This is a genomic window from Streptomyces sp. NBC_00435 (assembly GCF_036014235.1).
Classification (GTDB): domain Bacteria; phylum Actinomycetota; class Actinomycetes; order Streptomycetales; family Streptomycetaceae; genus Streptomyces.
Genome location: NZ_CP107924.1, coordinates 4,190,062 through 4,208,901, shown reverse-complemented (window position 1 = coordinate 4,208,901; position 18,840 = coordinate 4,190,062). Strand labels below are relative to the sequence as shown.

Here is an 18,840-nt window from a genome sequence, read left to right as displayed (position 1 = left end):
CGGCGAGTCAGCCCAGGTCGGGGGCGTGCATCGCGCGCACGCCCTCGATGTTGCCGTCGAGGTAGTGGCGCAGCGACAGTGGTACGAGGTGCACGGCGGCGATGCCGACGCGGCTGAAGGGCACGCGGACGATCTCGTACTCGCCCTCCGGCTCGTCGATCTCGGGGCCGTGCCGCTGGTTGGGGTCCATGGATTCGAGGCGGCAGACGAAGAAGTGCTGGACCTTGACTCCGGTCACTCCCTTGTCCGCGATGTGCTCGACGGTGTCGACGAAGCAGGGCACGACATCGGTGATCTTCGCGCCGAGTTCCTCGTGGAGCTCTCGGTGGAGGGCTTCGACGACGGTGAGGTCCGAGGACTCCACACCGCCGCCGGGGGTGAGCCAGTACGGGTCGACGCCTGGCTTGGTGCGCTTGATGAGGATCAGGTCGCCACCGTCGAGCAGGATCGCGCGGGCGGTGCGTTTGACCACTGGACGTTCGGTCATGGGAGAAGAGTGGCCCAGACTTCCGCTTCTGAAACGCGTGCCCGCGAAACCCACGGGGCCGGGCCTCGGGCGGCCCGAGCCGCGGGGCAGGGGACTCGGACCGCCTCCGGCGGGCTGTTCAGGTGTGTGCGGCCGCCACGTCGAGGGCCCGCAGTACGTCTGTGACCAGGTCCTCCGTGTCCTCGGCGCCGGCGGAGAAGCGGATGAAGCCCTCCGGGACGGCATCTCCGCCCCAGCGCCGGCGGCGCTCGGCGGTGGACCGCACTCCGCCGAAACTGGTGGCGTCCTCGACCAGGCGCAGGGCGGCCATGAACCGTTCCGCGTGCGCGCGGTCGGACAGGGTGAAGGAGACCACCGAGCCGAAGCCCCGCATCTGGCGCGCGGCCGTCTTGTGGGAGGGGTCCGCCGGCAGGCCGGGGTAGCGCAGCCCGGTGACGTCGGCGCGGTCGGCGAGGGCTTCGGCGACGGCGAGCGCGTTGGCCCACTGGCGCTGGGCCCGCAGCTGCATGGTGGACAGGGAACGGTGGGCGAGCCAGGCCTCCATGGGGCCGGGGATCGCGCCGACCACCTTGCGCCAGCGGCGGATGCCGGCGGCGAGCTCCGCGTCGCGGCAGACGACGTAGCCGAGCAGCAGATCCCCGTGGCCGGTGAGGCCCTTGGTGCCGCTGGCCACCGAGAAGTCGGCGCCCAGTTCGATGGGGCGTTGGCCGAGCGGGGTCGCCAGGGTGTTGTCGACGGCGACCAGGGCTCCGCCGGCGTGCGCCGCGTCCACGAGGCGTCGCACGTCGCAGACGTCGAGCCCGGGGTTGGAGGGGGTCTCCAGCCACAGCAGCCGGGCCCCGTCGAGAACGGAGAGCTGCGCGTCCTCGCCGGTGGGAGCGGTGCGCACGTGGACCCCGTACGCCTCCAGCTGTTCCCGTACCAGCGGCAGGACCTGGTAGCCGTCTTCGGGCAGCACGACGGTGTCGCCGGCGCGCGCCTGGGAGAGCAGGACGGCGGACACGGCGGCCATGCCGGAGGCGAAGACGACGGTGTCCACCCCGTCCAGGCCGGGGGCCTCCAGCTCCCCGATGGCCCGTTCCAGCAGCGTCCAGGTGGGGTTGGTGTCGCGGCCGTAGGCGTACGGGCCTTCGACGTCGCCGGGGAGGTGGAAGTGGGCGGCGAAGACGGGGCCGGGCAGCGGTGGTTGGTTCTTGACGGGCTCGGGCAGGCCGGCGCGGACGGCCACGGTGCCGTCGCCGAGCCGCTCCGCCCCCGGGGCCGCGTTGTCGGGTGCGCTCATGGGGTGTGCTCCTTCAGGGCTTCGCGTACGGCGTCCAGCAGGCCGGGGCTCGCCGCCTCGACCAGTTCCAGGCATTCCTCGAATCCCTCGAAGGGGCCGTAGTAGGGATCGGGTACGTCGGTCTCCGCGGGCGTGGCCGTCGGGTCGTAGGACCGCAGCAGCCGGACCTTGGCGGCGTCCTCCGGGGTGGGGGCGAGCGCCGTCAGGTCGCGGAGGTGACCGGCGTCGAGCGCGATGACGAGGTCGAGACCGGCGAACCAGGAGGCCCGGAACCGGCGGGCCCGGTGGTCCGGGTCGTAGCCGGCGGCCTCCAGGACGGCGACGGTGCGCGGGTCGGCCCCGTCACCCTCGTGCCAGCCGCCGGTCCCCGCGCTGTCGACCGAGACCAGCTCCGCTAGCCCGGCGCCCGCCACGTGGGTCCGGAAGACGGACTCGGCCATGGGAGAGCGGCAGATGTTGCCGGTGCAGACGAAGCACACGCGGTACATGGGCGCCGGTTCAGTTCTTGTCGGGCAGGACCATGTTCACGGCCCAGGAGACGATGGAGATGATCAGGGCGCCGACGACTGCGGTCCAGAAGTTGTCGACGTGGAAGCTGAGGTCGAACTGCTTCGCCAGCCACGAGGTCAGCAGCAGCATCAGCGCGTTCACCACGAGGGTGAACAGACCGAGGGTCAGGATGAAGAGCGGCAGCGAGAGTAGCTTCACCACGGGCTTGACGATGAAGTTGACCAGGCCGAAGATCAGCGCGACCAGGATCAGCGTGAGCGTGCGCCGCCCCAGGCTGCTGCCGTCGTCGAGGGTGATGCCCGCGAGGAGCCAGATGGCGACGGCCAGGGCCGCCGCGTTGGCGAGAGTCTTGACTACGAAATTCGTCATGTGCCCGATCGTTGCAGAGATGAACCCGGTGGAACATCAGCTGATCTGCGGATGCTCGCGGCACGAGAGAGCACAAGGGGTACAAAGACGATGAAGGCCTTCAGGCTGGACGAGCTCGAGGCCGAGCGGGCCGCGAACGAGGGTGCCTACTTGCAGTTCCTGCGCGAGCGGAACATGTCGGTCGGGCTGTACGCGCTGGACGCGGGCCAGAGCGACCCCCAGCAGCCGCACGGCCAGGACGAGGTGTACTTCGTCGTGAGCGGCCGGGCCTCGATCACCGTCGGGGAGGAAACGACGATGGTCGCGAACGGGAGCGTCGTCTACGTGCCGGCCGGGGTACCGCACAAGTTCCACCACATCACCGAGAACCTCAAGGTGATGGTGGTCTTCTCTCCGCCGGAAGGGTGAACGGACCGCGCGGCTGAGGGTTCGGGTCCCGCTCCCCCTAGGGGGCGGATCAGGGGACTCCGGGGGCTCGCGGGCCCCCGCGGGGGGCCGTGGCCTCCTAGCATCGAGAGCAGGAAGTCACGGACTAGGAAGAAGAGGTCGAGGACATGGAAGGCATCCGAGGGATATTCGAGGGCATGCCGTGGTGGGTCAAGTGGGTCGCCGTTCCGCTGCTGGTGCTCTTCGTCTTCGGCGGTGTGATCACCAGCATCCTGGGCGCGCTGATCGGCTTCGTCTTCAAGGCGCTGCTCCTCGTGGCCCTCGTCGGCGGCCTGATCTTCATCGTCAAGAAGTTCACCGGCCGCGGGTCGAAGTCCTCCGCCGGAGAGTGGTAGAACTGGTGCAACCCGGGCAACAGCGGGATTAACCCAGCTGAGGGAACGTGAAGCCCCAAACCGGTCACAGCCCGGGAATCGGCGGATAGAGTGGCAATCTGTGCCGTTCCCTGGGCACCGAAAGCCGGTACTGCCGCCCTGACCTGCGGTTCTCTCAAACAGCCGCCGAGCACGACCCCCAGGAGTCACGGCACACGCGGGGGCGGCCCCCGCAGGGCGGGCCCCCCAAGGCTCGCCGCCACGCCTGGGGGTGAGCTTTTGTCTTCGGTTCACAATGCCGGTGTGCCGACTCTGATCGGCTCGGTGCAGCGGGCGCTGAGGCTGCTCGAAGCGGTGGGTTCCCATAGTGAGGGAGCCCCGGCGAAACAACTGGCGCGCGAGGCCGGGCTCCCGCTTCCCACCGCGTACCACCTGCTCCGCACCTTGACGCACGAGGGCTACCTGCGACGGGAGAGCGGGGTGTTCGTCCTGGGGGACGCGGCAGGCCGCCTGGCCGGTGGCGGGCTTCAGCAGAAACGTCGCAGCATGATCCTCGACTCCCTCGCGCACTTCCGCGACGCGGTCGGGGCCCCCGTCTACTTCGCTGTCTACCGCGAGGGTGAAATCGAGGTCGTGGGTGTCTCGGACACCCCGGCCAGCCCGGCCTGCGAGGAGTGGGCCGATTTCCGCGAGACCGGCCACGCGCACGCCATCGGGCAGTGCCTGCTCGGCCAGCTCGACGAGAAGACGCGCAGGGACTACTACGACCGCCATCCGGTTGAGGCCATCACTGCCTACACCGTGGCGGATCAGCGGGTCCTGGAGCAGCGGATCGGCTCCCTGGAGCGGATGCAGCCGGTTACCGAGCGTCAGGAGTACTCCCTGGGAACGGTGTGCGCGGCCATTCCCATCACTGCCGGTGACACGGCCGCGACGATGGCGATTTCTCTCCCTCTGCACCAGGAGGGCCGGTTGCTGTATGCGGTCGATCGGCTACGGAGTGAAGTAGGCGCGCTGTTGAGCACCCTCTCGTTCTCTATCAGTATCTGAAAACTCACTCCTTGTGATCTGCTAGCGCTTCCACCACTCTTGTCAAGAGGGCCTTGGGGGATCATTCCTGGCCACTTCCACTACAGCGGGGTAGGCAATGCGCGAGTCGGTACAGGCAGAGGTCATGATGAGTTTCCTCGTTTCCGAGGAGCTCTCGTTCCGGATCCCGGTGGAACTCCGGTACGACGCTCGTGACCCCTACGCAGTTCGCCTGACCTTCCACCTCCCCGGCGATGCGCCCGTGACCTGGGCGTTCGGCCGGGAACTCCTTCTGGACGGCATCAACAAGCCGTGCGGGGACGGCGATGTCCACATCGCCCCGACGGATCCGGAGGAACTGTCCGATGTCCACATCCGGCTGCAAGTAGGCGCAGACCGGGCTCTCTTCCGTGCGAGCGCGGCGCCGCTCGTCGCGTTCCTCGACCGCACCGACCGGATCGTTCCGCTCGGCCAGGAGCGCAACCTCGGAGACTTCGAGGAGAACCTCGACGAGGCGCTCGACAAGATCCTCGCCGAATCGCAGCAGAACGAGCAGAACGCGGGCTGACCGAAGTCCGGCCATCGCACGACACCGCACCACAGCACACGTACGCACCACGGCTCAGCGTGCCGACGCGCTGAGCACTCCACCTTGCCCTGCTTCACGACCGGCCGTGCGCGCGAACTGACCAGTCGCGCCCGCCGGTCGGCCCTTCAGCGCTTGCGCCGCCGGCCCCGGCCACCACGGAGCGGCCCCGCGGCCGCCGCATCCGCCGTGGCCGCCGGGGATTGCGCACGGTCGGCGGAGACCACCAGCGCGGCCAGCGCCGTCGTCACCGGTACCGAGGCGACCAGTCCGATCGAGCCCACGAGGGTCCGTACGATCTCCTCCGCGACCAGTTCGCTGTTGGCCACCGACCCCATGCTGCTGTTGGCGATCGAGAACAGCAGGAGCAACGGCAACGCGGCGCCCGCGTAGGCCAGCACCAGGGTGTTCACCACCGAAGCGATGTGGTCGCGCCCGATGCGGATACCCGCCCGGTACAGGCCACGCGGCCCCATCGTCGGGTCGGCCTGGTGCAGTTCCCACACCGCTGAGGTCTGAGTGACGGTCACGTCGTCGAGTACGCCGAGCGATCCGATGATGACACCCGCGAGCAGCAAACCGCTCATGTCGATGTCCGGGTAGAGGCCGTGGATCAGTCCGGTGTTGTCGTCCGTGTTGCCGCTGAGGAAGGCCCAGTCGATGAACAGTGATCCCAGCAGGCCGATCAGCAGCAGTGAGACGAGCGTGCCGAGGACCGCGACCGAGGTCCGGGCCGTCAGGCCATGGCACATGTACAGGGCGATCAGCATGATCGCGCTGGCACCGACCACGGCGACGACCAGCGGATTCGATCCCTGCAGGATGGCCGGGAGGATGAAGAGTGTCAGTACGGCGAAGCTGACGGCGAGGGCGATGAGCGCGAACAGCCCGCGCATCCGCCCGACGAGGACGACCGCGATGGCGAAGATGCCGGCCAGCAGGGCCATCGGCAACTTGCGGTTCACGTCGATCACGGAGTACTGGAGGTCCTGGGGCGCGTCCGGCGCGTAGGCCACCACCACTTCCTGACCGTCCGCCAACTGCCTTGGTGCCCCCGGCTGGACGATCTCGAAGAACTTGCGTCCCTTGTCCGGTCCGGTGCCGACCTCGATGGTGGCCTTCTTGCACTCACCGGTCTGCGAGGCCACGGCCTCGCGCCCCTCTGGGGTGGAGGTGTCGCCGGTGGCCGGCACCTGCGCGGCGTTCACGGATTTGCAGTCGACGTGCTGGAGCGCGACGACCTTCCCCTGCTGGGTCTGGCGGTCGAAGCCCACCCCGGTCCGTTCGTGCGCCGGGGCACCACCCGGCCAGAGGACCGCCATGCCGACCACGACGGCGGCGGCGAAGGGGATCAGCACGGCCGCGATGACCTTCCGCAGGTGCTTCGAGACCGGGGCGGCCGGGCCGTGGTTGTGCGAATGCCCGTGGGAGTGCCCGGGAGACTGGCCGGGCAAGTGCCCGGGGTCCGTGTGCGCGTGGCCGGTGTGACCGGCGTGATCCGTGGGCTCGGTGGGGGGCTGCGTCGAGGACGTCACTGGCTGATCATCGCAACAGATGAGGGGGCCCACTGTTCAGCACGCCACAGATGACGCTAGCGTGGGGGCTACTTTGCACAACGCGGGAGCTCGGAGCACCGGGCTGAGAGGGCGCTGATCACCGTTCGCATTCGAAGATGCGTACGGGAGGAGGCTGCGTCGACCGCCGAACCTGTTACCGGGTAATGCCGGCGTAGGGAGATTAGGTCTCATGACCATTCAGGACGCACGCACGCCTGCCGTCAGCCAGGACGCCGATGGCCAGACCGAGCGCCAGCCCGGCTGGCACAAGGGGTACGTGGCGGGCTCCCGCCCCGACATCCGGGTGCCGGTTCGCCAGGTCCACCTCACCAACGGCAACGACGTGACGCTGTACGACACGTCCGGTCCGTACACCGACCCGCAGATCGAGACCGACGTCCGCCGGGGCCTGCCGCCGCTGCGCGAGAACTGGATCATCAGCCGCGGTGACACCGAGGAGTACGCGGGCCGTCCCGCGCGCCCCGAGGACGACGGCATCAAGCACACCTCGCCGCGAGGTGGCCTCAAGAACCTCGACGCAGTCTTCCCGGGCCGCCCGCGCCAGCCCCGCCGGGGTCGTGGCGGCGCCGCCGTCACGCAGCTCGCGTACGCACGCCGGGGCGAGATCACCCCGGAGATGGAGTACGTCGCGATCCGCGAGAACGTCTCCCCCGAGGTCGTCCGCGAGGAGATCGCGGCAGGTCGTGCGGTGATGCCCGTGAACGTGAACCACTCCGAGATCGAGCCGATGATCATCGGCAAGCGGTTCCTGGTGAAGGTCAACGCCAACATCGGCAACTCCGCCGTCACCTCCTCGATCGAGGAGGAGGTGGACAAGATGACCTGGGCGACCAAGTGGGGCGCCGACACGGTCATGGACCTCTCGACCGGCCGCAACATCCACACCACCCGCGAGTGGGTGCTGCGCAACTCTCCCGTGCCGATCGGCACCGTGCCGCTCTACCAGGCGCTGGAGAAGGTAGACGGCCGCGCCGAGGACCTGACCTGGGAGATCTACAAGGACACGGTCATCGAGCAGGCCGAGCAGGGCGTCGACTACATGACGGTCCATGCCGGCGTGCTGCTGTCGTACGTGCCGCTGACAGCGCGCCGCAAGACGGGCATCGTCTCGCGCGGCGGCTCGATCATGGCCGCCTGGTGCCTGGCGCACCACAAGGAGAACTTCCTCTACACGAACTTCGAGGAGCTCTGCGAGATCCTCGCGACGTACGACGTCACGTACTCGCTGGGTGACGGCCTGCGTCCCGGCTCCATCGCGGACGCCAACGACGCCGCGCAGTTCGCGGAGCTGAAGACCCTGGGCGAGCTGAACACGATCGCCAAGCGGTACAACGTGCAGACGATGATCGAGGGCCCGGGGCACGTCCCGATGCACAAGATCAAGGAGAACATCGACCTTCAGCAGGAGATCTGCGAGGAGGCGCCGTTCTACACGCTCGGCCCGCTGACCACGGACGTCGCGCCCGCGTACGACCACATCACCTCCGGCATCGGCGCCGCGATGATCGCTTGGTGGGGCACCGCGATGCTCTGCTACGTCACGCCCAAGGAGCACCTGGGCCTGCCGAACCGCGACGACGTGAAGACAGGCGTCATCACGTACAAGATCGCGGCCCACGCGGCGGACCTGGCCAAGGGCCACCCGGGCGCCCAGGAGTGGGACGACGCCCTGTCGGACGCACGCTTCGAGTTCCGCTGGGAGGACCAGTTCAACCTGGCCCTCGACCCGGACACGGCGCGCGAGTTCCACGACGAGACCCTCCCGGCCGAGCCGGCCAAGACCGCGCACTTCTGCTCCATGTGCGGTCCGAAGTTCTGCTCGATGAAGATCTCCCAGGACATCCGCCGTCAGCACGGCGGCGACCTGCAGGCGGAGGAGATCGAGGCGGGCATGGCGGAGAAGTCCGCCGAGTTCGCGGCCGCGGGCAACCGGGTCTACCTGCCGCTCGCCGACTGACGTCTACGTGAGGGCGTGAACGGCGACTCCCCCGTCCGGGACGCCGTTCACGCCGCTTTCGCGGGGTCCGGGCGTTTTGTGCTCCGGATCGGGTGGAGGGGACGGCAGAAAACTGCAGACAGGGTGGCGCGCGGTCAAGTACTGTGCGCGATCGGCCCCAAGGCCGTTTATCTCATCCTTATGCGGGGGAACATCTTGAACCTTGACTTCAGCGCCGAGCCGCTCTTCTCCTGGTACGTCCTGCTGCTGCTGGTCAGCGGCATCCTCATGGTGGCCATCGGCGCCGTTAACTTCGGTGGGCTGAGCGGTGGCTGGCGTGCGTTCAACGTCATCGCCGGTGTGGCCTTCGTGGGCTACGGCGTCTACCTCGGCTTCATCTTCGAGGGAGGCTCGTACCTCATCCTCTTCAAGGCGTTCATCCTGCCGGTAGTGATGATCTTCAACTTCGCCCGCTCCTTCATGGGGCGTTCCCGGACGCAGCCGGCCCAGGCGCCGGCGCCCGCCGAGCAGAACCAGGTCGGCTGACCCCTGACTTGGATGCCCGAATCGCCCGGCTGCTCCCGATGGAGCGGCCGGGCGTTCGCATGGGCATCGCAGCCCTCGCTCCGCCGGCTAGACGGGCGAGTGCTCCGATGTTTCACGTGAAACAGGGACGGATGTTTCACGTGAAACATGGCTCGCTGCGAAGCCGCGATTGGCTTCGGTCTGGCGGCGGTAGGACTCGGGCAGATCGGGCAGGGAGAGCAGTTGGTCGCAGGCGCGCAGTGAGGCCGCCATGTCCCCTACCCAGTACGCGGTGATGGAGTACTCGAAGAGCAGCCCCCACCGGTACACCCACGGCTGGACGAAGAGCAGGTCCTCCGGGACCGGCCGGCCCAGAACCGTGCTGGTGATGGCGTGGGCGGTGTGGTGGCGTCCCAGCAGGCGGAGTCTGGCCGCGAGTTCGTAACAGGCCTCCAGGCGGCCGGGCCGGGACTCCCAGGCGCGGGAGAGCGCGTCGAGCGCGGCGGGATGGTCGCCGGACTCGCCGTTGAGGATGCCGGCCTGGAGTAGGGCGTAGTAGACCTCTTCGTTCCATCCGCCCATGGACGCACGGCGCTCGTAGAGGTGGATGGCCGCAGCCGTATCGCCCATGTCGCGCATGGTCTGTGCCAGGTAGAAGACGGTCCGGGGATTCGACGGGTCCCGCTGCAGCTCGGCCCCGAGCAGGCGGGCGTCCCGCTCGAACTTGTCGTGCCGGGAACCGCCGTCGGCGTAGTCCTCGATCACCAGTGCGTCCAGGTTCTCCTGGATTCCGGGGCTCTGGTCGTTCTCGTCGCGCCGGTCGCAGGTGAGGTACTCATGGGTGACGCCCTCGTACCGCCAGGGGAGATCGGCGCGGACCAGCCGTTTGATCCGGTACTCGGTCGTGCCTTCGTGGCGCAACATGTACGAATCCGCGGTGAGCGGGGGCAACGGGCCGTTGCGGCGCAGGACGAGATCGGCATCGAGGAGCAGCAGGTACTCGGCTTTGCCGTGGGCGTGCGCGATGTTGAGGCTGCGGTTGTGCCCGAAGTTGGCCCAGGGCTCCTCATGGAGCTCTCCGGGGATCCCGCGCAGTGCTTCGCGGATGAGGTCCTGGGTGCCGTCGGTGGAACCCGTGTCGGAGATGACCCAGGTGTCGATGAGGTCCCGCACGGAGTCGAGGCAGCGCTCGATGACGGCGGCCTCGTTCTTCACGATCATGCAGAGGCAAATGGTCGGCTTCACGGCGGCTGACCCTAGGGACGGCCCCCGGCCCGGTGGGTGCGGCACGCCGGTACGCGGCCCCGAGTGGCGGTGCGGTGGACAGCCAAGTGGCGGTGTGGGCTGCGCCGTTCCGCTGACTGATGGGCGCGCCGGTCCGTCCCGCGTAGGCGGGGTCTTCAGGATGGCCCGCGGAGTCCGGTCTTGTTTCCGGAGTCCGAAGGTTCATTCGATCTGTGTGTGCGAGGAGCGGTACATGAGTTCTGAGAACAAGACCCGTACCTACCTGGGGCCGTTGCCCAGACGGGCCGGCTGGCTGACGGGAGGCACGCTCGCCTCGGTGGCCCTGGTACTGGCGGGTCTGGCGTCCCCGGCGGTCGCGCTGGCAGCGGCGCCGGGCAATCCTGACCGCTGCTCATCCGAACACCACAGACCGGACGCCCGGACCCAGGAGGCGTTGGACCTGGGCGCGCAGCCGTCCCACGACGACGAGTGCAACGTGGGTCCGACCGGCCCGCGGGGTCCGCGCGGACCCAAGGGGCACACGGGTCACACGGGAGCGACTGGGCCCACTGGCCCGCGGGGCGGCACCGGCCCGACGGGTCCGCGGGGCCAAACGGGCGCGACGGGCGCGACGGGCGCGACGGGTGCCACTGGGGCCACGGGCGCGACCGGTGCCACCGGAGCGACGGGTCCGACGGGTCCGACCGGGGCCACGGGCGCTACGGGTGCGACCGGGGCCACCGGGGCGACGGGTCCGGGCGTTGGTGCCACGGGCGCGACTGGAGCCACGGGCGCCACCGGTCCGACGGGTCCGACCGGGGCCACGGGTGCCACGGGCGAGACCGGTGCCACCGGCGCTACCGGGGCGACGGGTCCGACGGGTCCGACCGGTCCGACGGGTGCCACGGGCGAGACCGGTGCTACGGGTGCGACCGGCGCCACGGGCGCTACCGGAGCCACCGGAGCGACGGGTGCCCAGGGCGCCAGCGGTGCGTGCTACGACGTCGACGCCCACCGGCCCTCGGTGGCCCGCGAGCTCAAGGCCGTGCTCTCGGCCGGAGTCACCTACGCCGGCATCCGCGACCTGCAGCCCAACGTGACCCCCTGGCGCTGGTACGACCTGGCCACCAGCGTGGACACGTACCCCGAGGACGCCTGCGCCGTATCGATCTCCCAACAGGCCAACAGCGTCAACGTCGAGGTGCTGACCACGGGCGGACTCGTCTACGAGACCCCGTGTGTCATCAACGCGGGCAGCCCGGACGCCCTCAACTGCACCAAGGTGTGGACGGCCGCCAACCCTCAGCCCACCCCGGGTGCGAACGGTCTGGCCCGGTTCGCGCACAAGGCGCTGAGCAGGGAGGACCGCTACATCAAGCCCCTGGGGACCAAGTAGCGGGTGGTCATCGCGGTTCGCTCTCCGGGCCGCCGAAGTCCGGGCTGGTGAAGTCCGGGGACGTGTAACCGGGCCGGGGCCCCTCGGCGGGGGCCCCGGGGCTGGTGAAATCGGGCCGGGTGTATCCCAGATTGGGGATGCGCCCGGCCCCCGGCTTTCTCGGGGCCGGGAGTCCGGCCCCGGCACTGGGATCGGCCAGCGCGTCCCGCAGGAACGGCATGATGCCGCGCTCCAGCAGGGCGTTGCGCCAGGCCTCCCGGGCCCGTGACACCTCGTCGGGTACCGCCTCGGTCTCGTCCGCCACCACCTCGGTGGAGCTGTTGCGGACGGCCGTCACCAGCAGTCCGATCACGGCGAAGAGCAGAGCGAAGACAGTGAGCCCGCCGAAGAGCCAGCCCGCTGTCAGCATCGTGTCCGCGAAGGCCGGTTCGGGTTCGATCATCTTCAGGATGTAGCCCACCAGCAGGAAGATCAGCATGGCCGTGCCGGCCAGGACCGGCGCGAGGACCGCGACCACGGCGCTGACGCCCGCTCCACCGCCGGCGCCCTGCCCGTCGCCCTCCTCCCCCGTTGTTCCGGGGGTGGACAGGAGCTCGTCCTGCCGCTCCTTGCGGATCTTCACGTAGTGGTCGTACTCGGCGGCGGCCGCGGCCGTGAGCAGCGCCGTGGCCCCCATGGCCATGGTGCGCAACTGTTCGGCGTTCAGACGTTCGCCGATGCCTGCGAGCTCGGGCCGGTCGTTCGCTGTGCGCAGCGCCTCGTCGAGGAGCCGATCGAACTCCGGTCGGTCTTCGGTGAGCAGGTGCGGAGCGCTGGTCATGTGCATCCCCCGATGCTCCGTAGAGGCCGGTATGCCCGCGTAGAACGGGGCACCGGCACAAACGGAGGAGAGCCTGCTACGGATAGAGCGATGGTAGAGCGCCCACGCCGTACGTTGACAGGGGCTTTCCGGAAATACCCAGCTCCGGGAAGCCTCAGTCGTTCAGCGGGAGTTGTACGACGAGCAGTTTTCCCGCCATCGTCACGCCGCCGTCCATGGCGATGGCCAGGCCTTCTGCGTAGACGTGCGGGCCGACGACGGCTTCCGGGCCCCGAGAGTCGTCGCCGTCCTCGGTGCCCACCTCGCCGAGCAGGTACGGGATGGGACTGTGCCCGTGCACGACGCGACTCCCGCCGTAGGTGCCGAGGAGTTCGCGGACGGCCTGGGGGCCGCTGCCCTCGTCGCGGAAGGCGAAGCGCTTGGTGAACTTGCGGAAGAGGTCCCAGGTGATGTCGGCGTCGTTGCGGTTGAGCAGCTCGTGGATCGTGTCGTTGACGTCCTCCACCGAGTCGCCGTAGTCGAGGTAGGCGGTGGTGTCGGAGTGGAGGAGCAGGTGGTCCTCCACCAGCACCGCCGCGTCGAGCCGGGACATCCACTGCAGGTGGACGTCCTGCAGGCGGTCCATGTCGGTGCGCTGGCCGCCGTTGAGGAGCCAGGCGGCCTGGAAGGTGGCGGTGCCGGCGCCGGAGACGACGGGGGTGTCGCCGAACCGCTTGGCGCCGATGAGCAGCAGTTCGTGGTTGCCCATGAGGGCCTTGCAGTAGCCTCCCGCGGCGGCGGCCTCGGCGGAGAGCCGCATGACGAGGTCGATGACCCCGATGCCGTCGGGGCCGCGGTCGGTGAAGTCGCCCAGGAACCAGAGCCGGGCGTTGCCGGCGGACCAGTTGTGCTCGGCATCGATGAGGCCCTGGAACTGCAGTTCGGCGACGAGTTCGTCGATGTAGCCGTGGACGTCGCCGACGACGTAGAGCGGGCCGGGGCCGTCGCTCGCCGATTCCTGGGGAACGTACTGGATCTGAACGGTGTCGCCGGGGCCGCCGAGCGCACCGCGCCCGATGACGGGGAGGTCCCGCTGCGTCGGGGTGTACCCCTCGGGGTCGCTCTCCTCGGGGCCGTGGGCCACCGCGTGCACGGGTTGGATCGCGTGCACGGCTCGGTCCGGGGAACCGGCGCCGTACGGGGCTTCGTAGCCGTACCCGTGCTGCGCGGGGACGGCGCCCGGGGGCGCGTCGTAGTACGCGGGGTACTCGCCGTAGACGGGAACTTCGCCGGGGAGTCCGGCGGACGCTGCGGCCCCGGCGTGCGAGGCGGGATCTGCGACCGGCAACCGGAAGTCCCGCTCGGTGTCCGTCCGCACCGCGGGTCCCTGACCGGCCCCCTGAGTCATCGACCCCTCCACCACCGTCGCGCTGCCGTACACCTGCGGACCCTCCTGCCTCCGGGGCGGAGGGTCCGTGATGTCGTGCGCCCATCATAGGAATGCAGCTCGCGCTCTGTGACGCACCAGGGGTGGTGAATCCTGGCCGGAGCCGTTCCTTCCTACCGCTTTCTCCCGATATCGGTGTTGCGGAAATCCTTGGCGGGGCCGCCGGCCCCGCCGGTGGGCCGGTGTGGTGGTCAGTCCTGCGCCGGGGAACGGGGTGGGCTCACGGTCGTACGGGGCTGCCTGCGCTGGGACGAGGTACGGATGATCAGCTCGGTCGGGATGACCTGTTCGACGGGTCCGCCCGTGTCGACGCCCTCGATGGCGTCGATGAGCAGTTGGACGACGGCGGTGCCGATACGGCGCGGTTTGAGGGACAGGGTGGTGATGGGCGGCTCGGTGTTGGCGTAGACGGTGGATTCGCTGCAGCAGACGAGCAGCAGGTCCTCGGGAACGCGCAGGCCGTACCGGCGGGCAGCGGCGAGCAGGTCGGTGCCGTTGGGGTCGAACAGCCCGTAGACGGCGTCGGGCCGGTCGGGCCGGGCGAGCAGCCGGTCGGCCGCGACGGCGCCGGCGCACGGATCGTGGGCGGGGTAGGACTCGTAGACGGGGTCCTGGCCCACGCGCTCGCACCAGCGCAGGTAGGCCGTGGTGGAGAGCCGGGTGTAGGTGTCGGTGGTGGTGCCGGTCAGCAGCCCGATGCGGCGGGCGCCGGCGGCTGCGAGGTGGTCCAGGAGGCCCAGTACGGCGGCTTCGTGATCGTTGTCGACCCAGGCTGTGACGGGGAGTGAACCGGCCGGGCGCCCGTCGGAGACGACGGGGAGACCCTGGCGGACCAGTTCGGTGACGACGGGATCGTGGTCGGAGGGGTCGATGACGACGGTGCCGTCGAGGGCCACGTTGGACCAGACGTCGTGTCGGGAGGTGGCGGGGAGGATGACGAGGGCGTAGCCGCGGGCGAGCGCGGCGGAGGTGGCGGCCCTGGCCATCTCGGCGAAGTACGCGAATTCGGTGAAGGTGAAAGGTTCATCCCCGTACGTCGTCACGGTCAGGCCGATGAGGCCCGACTTGCCGGTACGGAGGGTGCGGGCGGCCGCGGAGGGGCGATAGCCCAGCCGGTCGGCGACCTCGCGAACGTGGCGGCGGGTGGCGTCCGGCAGCCGCCCCTTGCCATTGAGGGCGTCGGAGACGGTCGTGATCGAGACGCCCGCCGCGGCGGCCACGTCCCTGATGCCCGCCCGGCCTTGTCGGCCGGCGGCCCGCCGGGTGGTCTCGGTCCGGCTCACCTGATGCTTCCCTGCTGCTGTCATGGCGAGCCGATAGTAGGGCTCGGTGGGCCGGGTGGTCCGGGTGCATATGCAGGCGTTGACAGGCACGATTCTGCACGGTTCGCCACCCCCAATGACCTTGGAAATGAAGGTGTTTAGTCATGAAGGTTCCCCGGTGCGCTTGTCGTCGGGACCGGGCATGCCAAAACGGTGTGCTCTGGGGCCGGTCGCAACTCACCTGTACGAGGGACGCGCGCCACGGCGCAGGCCACCGGCGCACGCATATATGCGTGCGCTCTCCCGCATTCCTGGCGCCCGCCGTTCTCGGATCGACGGAATCCTCATAAGGTGAGGAGCATTGAGTCGACGGCGACGTCGTACGGGACGGTCGAGGAGGACCTGCGGTGAGCGAGAAGAGCCCGAAGCTGCGCGCCGAGCTGGACGGCATCCCCACCTACAAGCCTGGGAAGCCCGCGGCCGCGGGTGGTCCCGTCGCGTTCAAGCTGTCCTCGAACGAGAACCCGTACCCGCCCCTGCCTGGGGTCCTGGAGAGCGCGGTCGCGGCGGCCGGCCACTTCAACCGGTACCCGGACATGGCGTGCACGGGTCTGGTGAACGAGCTCGCCGAGCGGTTCGGGGTGCCGGTCGAGCACATCGCCACGGGCACGGGCTCGGTCGGGGTCGCCCAGTCGCTGATCCAGTCCACGGCGGGCCCGGGCGACGAGGTCATCTACGCCTGGCGGTCTTTCGAGGCTTATCCGATCATCGTTCAGATCTCGGGTGCGACGTCGGTTCAGGTCCCGCTGACCGACGGTGACGTGCACGACCTGGACGCGATGTTCGAGGCGATCACCGAACGGACCCGCCTGATCTTCGTCTGCAACCCCAACAACCCCACCGGTACAGCCGTGCGCCGTGCCGAGCTGGAGCGGTTCCTGGACCGGGTTCCCTCCGACATTCTCGTCGTCCTCGACGAGGCGTACAAGGAATTCGTCCGCGACGTGGAGGTGCCGGACGGCATCGAGCTCTACCGTGACCGCCCGAACGTCGCCGTGCTGCGTACGTTCTCCAAGGCGTACGGCCTCGCGGGCCTGCGCGTGGGCTTCGCGGTGGCACACGAGCCGGTGGCCGCGGCGCTGCGCAAGACCGCGGTGCCCTTCGGGGTCAGCCAGCTCGCGCAGGACGCGGCGGTCGCCTCGCTGCGGGCCGAGGACGAGCTGATGGGCCGGGTCGGGTCGCTGGTGAGCGAGCGCGCCCGGGTCCACGGGACGCTGCTGGCCCAGGGCTGGACGGTGGTGCCCGAGACTCAGGCCAACTTCGTGTGGATGCGGCTCGGGGAGCGGACCGCCGACTTCGCGGCGGCCTGCGAGAAGGCCGGTGTGGTGGTCCGGCCCTTCGCGGGCGAGGGACTGCGGGTCACGATCGGCGAGCCCGAGGCGAACGACCTCTTCCTGCACACGGCCGAGGCGTTCTTCAAGGAGTTCTAGGCGTTCCGCGCGTTCTGGGCGTCCGGTAGTCCGCGCTTCCCCGGTAGTCCGGCCTTCCCCGGTAGCCCGGGCTACCGGGTTGCCGGGTTCCCGGGCTACGCCAGTTCCACACGGATGGAGTCGCCGTCGCGGACGCTGGCCAGCAGGCGGGGGTCGCCGTCGAACGAGCCGAGGACGTTGCACGGGCTCGCCAGACGGCTCTCGCCTCCGCGGGAGATCGGGGTGGGACCGTAGGGCAGGGCGAGTGCGTCGCCCTCGGTCCAGAAGGCGACCGTGCCGGGCTCGACGACCTGCTGGGCGTCGTGCTCCAGCGCCACGGAGACGCCGGTGCCGAAGTAGACCTCCTCGCCCCAGGTGTTCGCCGAGGCGGAAATGGGCAGTGCGGCGGCGAGGGCCTCGGTGGTCGGGGTCTCGTCGAGGGTCGCGGTGAGGTGGCCGGCGGGCCAGAGGATTCGAATCTTCATGCCTCGCATTCAACAATCTGTTGAATCCATTCGCTAGGGGGTACCCCCCTGAAAGGCGTCGAGAGCGGTACGACATAATGCTTGTGAATGTGAACGCGTTCACAAGCGTGTCCTGCTTCGTCCCGGAATGAGTGGGGCAGAAGAGGCAAACTGCGGCTGTGACCACGGCGAAACGAAGGAGACGACGACGTGGACCTAGCTCTGGCGCCGGAGACCCTGGCTCGATGGCAGTTCGGTATTACCACCGTCTATCACTTCCTCTTCGTTCCCTTGACGATCTCCCTGGCCGCGCTCGTCGCGATCCTGCAGACCGCCTGGGTGCGTTCGGAGAACGAGAAGTACCTCAAGGCCACGAAGTTCTGGGGCAAGCTCTTCCTGATCAACATCGCGATGGGTGTCGTCACCGGCATCGTCCAGGAGTTCCAGTTCGGCATGAACTGGTCCGACTACTCGCGGTTCGTCGGTGACATCTTCGGAGCCCCGCTCGCCTTCGAGGCGCTCATCGCCTTCTTCTTCGAGTCCACCTTCATCGGGCTGTGGATCTTCGGCTGGGACAAGCTGCCGAAGAAGATCCACCTGGCCTGCATATGGATGGTCTCGATCGGCACCATCCTGTCCGCGTACTTCATCCTCGCGGCGAACTCCTGGATGCAGCACCCGGTCGGCTACCGGATGAACCCGGAGCGCGGAAGGGCCGAGCTCACCGATTTCTGGCTGGTGCTCACCCAGAACACCGCGCTGACCCAGTTCTTCCACACCATGACGGCTGCCTTCCTGGTCGGCGGCGCGTTCATGGTCGGCATCGCGGCCTTCCACCTCGCCCGCAAGCGGCACATCCCCGTCATGCGGACCTCGCTGCGGCTCGGCCTGGTAGTCATGATCATCGCCGGGCTGGGAACCGCGATCAGCGGGGACCTCCTCGGCAAGGTGATGTTCAAGCAGCAGCCGATGAAGATGGCCGCAGCCGAGGCGCTCTGGGACGGCGAGGCGCCGGCCCCCTTCTCCGTCTTCGCCTACGGAGACGTCGAGAAGGGCCACAACAAGGTGGCCATAGAGATCCCGGGACTGCTGTCCTTCCTGGCGAACGACGATTTCTCCTCCTTCGTCCCGGGCATCAACGACGTCAACAAGGCCGAGCAGGAGAAGTTCGGCCCCGGTGACTACCGGCCCAACATCCCGGTCGCCTACTGGGGCTTCCGCTGGATGATCGGCTTCGGCATGGCCTCGCTCGGCGTGGGCGTGCTCGGCCTGTGGCTCACCCGCAAGAAGTTCATGCTGCCGCCGGGACTGCGTACGAACGAGAACGAGGTCCCGCACCTGGTCCTCTTCAAGAAGGCGTTGAGCCCGAAGTTCGCCAACCTGTACTGGATCGTCGCGCTCTGGACGATGGGCTTCCCGCTCATCGCCAACTCCTGGGGCTGGATCTTCACCGAGATGGGCCGCCAGCCATGGGTGGTCTACGGCGTCCTGCGCACGAGGGACGCGGTCTCGCCGAATGTCACCCAGGGCGAGGTGCTCACCTCGATGATCGGCTTCACGCTGCTCTACGCCGTGCTCGCCGTGATCGAAGTCAAGCTCCTCGTGAAGTACGTCAAGGCCGGCCCGCCCGAGCTCACCGAGGCCGACCTCAACCCGCCCACCAAGATCGGCGGGGACGACAAGAACCCCGACCGGCCGATGGCCTTCTCGTACTGAG

The 18,840-nt window shown here is 69.0% G+C and carries 19 protein-coding genes; 9 read left to right on the top strand and 10 right to left on the bottom strand.

The genetic code is table 11. The annotated features are described in order from the left end of the window. Positions 1–7: 7 nt before the first annotated feature. The 4 genes from OG389_RS19290 to OG389_RS19275 all read right to left on the bottom strand — a co-directional run bounded on the left by OG389_RS19290 (position 8) and on the right by OG389_RS19275 (position 2,648). Entirely contained in the window at positions 8–487 is a 480-nt protein-coding gene (locus tag OG389_RS19290) for an NUDIX hydrolase (RefSeq protein WP_328299713.1), read from the bottom strand. A 118-nt stretch (positions 488–605) separates the two neighbouring features. Continuing rightward, positions 606–1,769, bottom strand: a complete 1,164-nt coding sequence (locus OG389_RS19285; protein ID WP_328299712.1) for a cystathionine gamma-lyase — start codon at positions 1,767–1,769, stop codon at positions 606–608. Further along, positions 1,766–2,257 (bottom strand): low molecular weight protein-tyrosine-phosphatase, encoded by a 492-nt coding sequence (locus OG389_RS19280; protein ID WP_328299711.1) that lies wholly within the window; start codon positions 2,255–2,257, stop codon positions 1,766–1,768. The genes OG389_RS19285 and OG389_RS19280 overlap by 4 nt, the downstream gene beginning before the upstream one ends. A gap of 10 nt (positions 2,258–2,267) precedes the next feature. Beyond that, positions 2,268–2,648, bottom strand: coding sequence for a phage holin family protein (locus OG389_RS19275; RefSeq protein WP_328299710.1), 381 nt, complete (start codon positions 2,646–2,648; stop codon positions 2,268–2,270). A gap of 90 nt (positions 2,649–2,738) precedes the next feature. Here OG389_RS19275 and OG389_RS19270 point away from each other — a divergent pair, with 90 nt between their 5' ends. From OG389_RS19270 to OG389_RS19255, 4 genes are all read left to right on the top strand, one after another. Next, a complete protein-coding gene (locus OG389_RS19270; RefSeq protein WP_328299709.1) occupies positions 2,739–3,056 on the top strand; it encodes a cupin domain-containing protein in 318 nt (105 codons plus the stop codon). A 146-nt stretch (positions 3,057–3,202) separates the two neighbouring features. Beyond that, positions 3,203–3,430 carry a DUF5326 family protein gene (locus tag OG389_RS19265; protein ID WP_328299708.1) on the top strand — a complete coding sequence of 76 codons (228 nt, stop codon included), beginning with the start codon at positions 3,203–3,205 and terminating at the stop codon, positions 3,428–3,430. Positions 3,431–3,721: 291 nt separating this feature from the next. Next, positions 3,722–4,459, top strand: coding sequence for an IclR family transcriptional regulator (locus tag OG389_RS19260; RefSeq protein WP_443059442.1), 738 nt, complete (start codon positions 3,722–3,724; stop codon positions 4,457–4,459). A gap of 97 nt (positions 4,460–4,556) precedes the next feature. Beyond that, positions 4,557–5,006, top strand: coding sequence for an SsgA family sporulation/cell division regulator (locus tag OG389_RS19255; protein WP_243331178.1), 450 nt, complete (start codon positions 4,557–4,559; stop codon positions 5,004–5,006). A 146-nt stretch (positions 5,007–5,152) separates the two neighbouring features. On the opposite strand, the gene OG389_RS19250 is transcribed toward OG389_RS19255, so the two are convergent. Then, positions 5,153–6,559, bottom strand: coding sequence for a YibE/F family protein (locus OG389_RS19250; RefSeq protein ID WP_443059309.1), 1,407 nt, complete (start codon positions 6,557–6,559; stop codon positions 5,153–5,155). Between the two features lie 211 nt (positions 6,560–6,770). Between OG389_RS19250 and thiC the strand changes: the two genes are divergently transcribed. Together thiC and OG389_RS19240 are read left to right on the top strand one after the other, a co-directional pair. After that, positions 6,771–8,558, top strand: a complete 1,788-nt coding sequence (thiC, locus tag OG389_RS19245) for a phosphomethylpyrimidine synthase ThiC (protein ID WP_328299706.1) — start codon at positions 6,771–6,773, stop codon at positions 8,556–8,558. A gap of 195 nt (positions 8,559–8,753) precedes the next feature. Further along, positions 8,754–9,083, top strand: a complete 330-nt coding sequence (locus OG389_RS19240; RefSeq protein ID WP_328299705.1) for a hypothetical protein — start codon at positions 8,754–8,756, stop codon at positions 9,081–9,083. An 87-nt stretch (positions 9,084–9,170) separates the two neighbouring features. Here the strand turns inward: OG389_RS19240 and OG389_RS19235 are convergent, their stop codons facing one another. Beyond that, on the bottom strand, positions 9,171–10,283 hold the full coding sequence (locus OG389_RS19235) for a glycosyltransferase (protein ID WP_328299704.1): 1,113 nt from the start codon (positions 10,281–10,283) through the stop codon (positions 9,171–9,173). 256 nt (positions 10,284–10,539) lie between these two features. Between OG389_RS19235 and OG389_RS19230 the strand changes: the two genes are divergently transcribed. Further along, complete coding sequence (locus OG389_RS19230) at positions 10,540–11,682, top strand: hypothetical protein (protein WP_443059308.1); 1,143 nt, start codon at positions 10,540–10,542, stop codon at positions 11,680–11,682. Positions 11,683–11,689: 7 nt separating this feature from the next. On the opposite strand, the gene OG389_RS19225 is transcribed toward OG389_RS19230, so the two are convergent. The 3 genes from OG389_RS19225 to OG389_RS19215 all read right to left on the bottom strand — a co-directional run bounded on the left by OG389_RS19225 (position 11,690) and on the right by OG389_RS19215 (position 15,235). Beyond that, complete coding sequence (locus OG389_RS19225; RefSeq protein ID WP_328299703.1) at positions 11,690–12,508, bottom strand: hypothetical protein; 819 nt, start codon at positions 12,506–12,508, stop codon at positions 11,690–11,692. 148 nt (positions 12,509–12,656) lie between these two features. Further along, positions 12,657–13,904 (bottom strand): metallophosphoesterase, encoded by a 1,248-nt coding sequence (locus OG389_RS19220; protein ID WP_328303916.1) that lies wholly within the window; start codon positions 13,902–13,904, stop codon positions 12,657–12,659. A 215-nt stretch (positions 13,905–14,119) separates the two neighbouring features. Further along, complete coding sequence (locus OG389_RS19215) at positions 14,120–15,235, bottom strand: LacI family DNA-binding transcriptional regulator (protein ID WP_214954921.1); 1,116 nt, start codon at positions 15,233–15,235, stop codon at positions 14,120–14,122. A gap of 362 nt (positions 15,236–15,597) precedes the next feature. Between OG389_RS19215 and hisC the strand changes: the two genes are divergently transcribed. After that, positions 15,598–16,680: a histidinol-phosphate transaminase gene (gene hisC, locus OG389_RS19210; protein ID WP_328299702.1), complete on the top strand. Its 1,083-nt coding sequence runs from the start codon at positions 15,598–15,600 to the stop codon at positions 16,678–16,680. 95 nt (positions 16,681–16,775) lie between these two features. On the opposite strand, the gene OG389_RS19205 is transcribed toward hisC, so the two are convergent. Then, positions 16,776–17,144 carry a cyclophilin-like fold protein gene (locus tag OG389_RS19205; protein WP_328299701.1) on the bottom strand — a complete coding sequence of 123 codons (369 nt, stop codon included), beginning with the start codon at positions 17,142–17,144 and terminating at the stop codon, positions 16,776–16,778. A gap of 189 nt (positions 17,145–17,333) precedes the next feature. Here OG389_RS19205 and OG389_RS19200 point away from each other — a divergent pair, with 189 nt between their 5' ends. Beyond that, positions 17,334–18,839, top strand: a complete 1,506-nt coding sequence (locus tag OG389_RS19200; protein ID WP_328299700.1) for a cytochrome ubiquinol oxidase subunit I — start codon at positions 17,334–17,336, stop codon at positions 18,837–18,839. Position 18,840 lies beyond the last annotated feature (1 nt).

Bases quoted from the DNA above. Each gene is read 5' to 3' on its own strand.
- OG389_RS19290 (WP_328299713.1), bottom strand. From the start codon at position 487: ATGACCGAACGTCCAGTGGTCAAACGCACCGCCCGCGCGATCCTGCTC.
- OG389_RS19285 (WP_328299712.1), bottom strand. From the start codon at position 1,769: ATGAGCGCACCCGACAACGCGGCCCCGGGGGCGGAGCGGCTCGGCGAC.
- OG389_RS19280 (WP_328299711.1), bottom strand. From the start codon at position 2,257: ATGTACCGCGTGTGCTTCGTCTGCACCGGCAACATCTGCCGCTCTCCC.
- OG389_RS19275 (WP_328299710.1), bottom strand. From the start codon at position 2,648: ATGACGAATTTCGTAGTCAAGACTCTCGCCAACGCGGCGGCCCTGGCC.
- OG389_RS19270 (WP_328299709.1), top strand. From the start codon at position 2,739: ATGAAGGCCTTCAGGCTGGACGAGCTCGAGGCCGAGCGGGCCGCGAAC.
- OG389_RS19265 (WP_328299708.1), top strand. From the start codon at position 3,203: ATGGAAGGCATCCGAGGGATATTCGAGGGCATGCCGTGGTGGGTCAAG.
- OG389_RS19255 (WP_243331178.1), top strand. From the start codon at position 4,557: ATGCGCGAGTCGGTACAGGCAGAGGTCATGATGAGTTTCCTCGTTTCC.
- thiC (WP_328299706.1), top strand. From the start codon at position 6,771: ATGACCATTCAGGACGCACGCACGCCTGCCGTCAGCCAGGACGCCGAT.
- OG389_RS19235 (WP_328299704.1), bottom strand. From the start codon at position 10,283: ATGATCGTGAAGAACGAGGCCGCCGTCATCGAGCGCTGCCTCGACTCC.
- OG389_RS19230 (WP_443059308.1), top strand. From the start codon at position 10,540: ATGAGTTCTGAGAACAAGACCCGTACCTACCTGGGGCCGTTGCCCAGA.
- OG389_RS19225 (WP_328299703.1), bottom strand. From the start codon at position 12,508: ATGCACATGACCAGCGCTCCGCACCTGCTCACCGAAGACCGACCGGAG.
- OG389_RS19215 (WP_214954921.1), bottom strand. From the start codon at position 15,235: ATGACAGCAGCAGGGAAGCATCAGGTGAGCCGGACCGAGACCACCCGG.
- OG389_RS19205 (WP_328299701.1), bottom strand. From the start codon at position 17,144: ATGAAGATTCGAATCCTCTGGCCCGCCGGCCACCTCACCGCGACCCTC.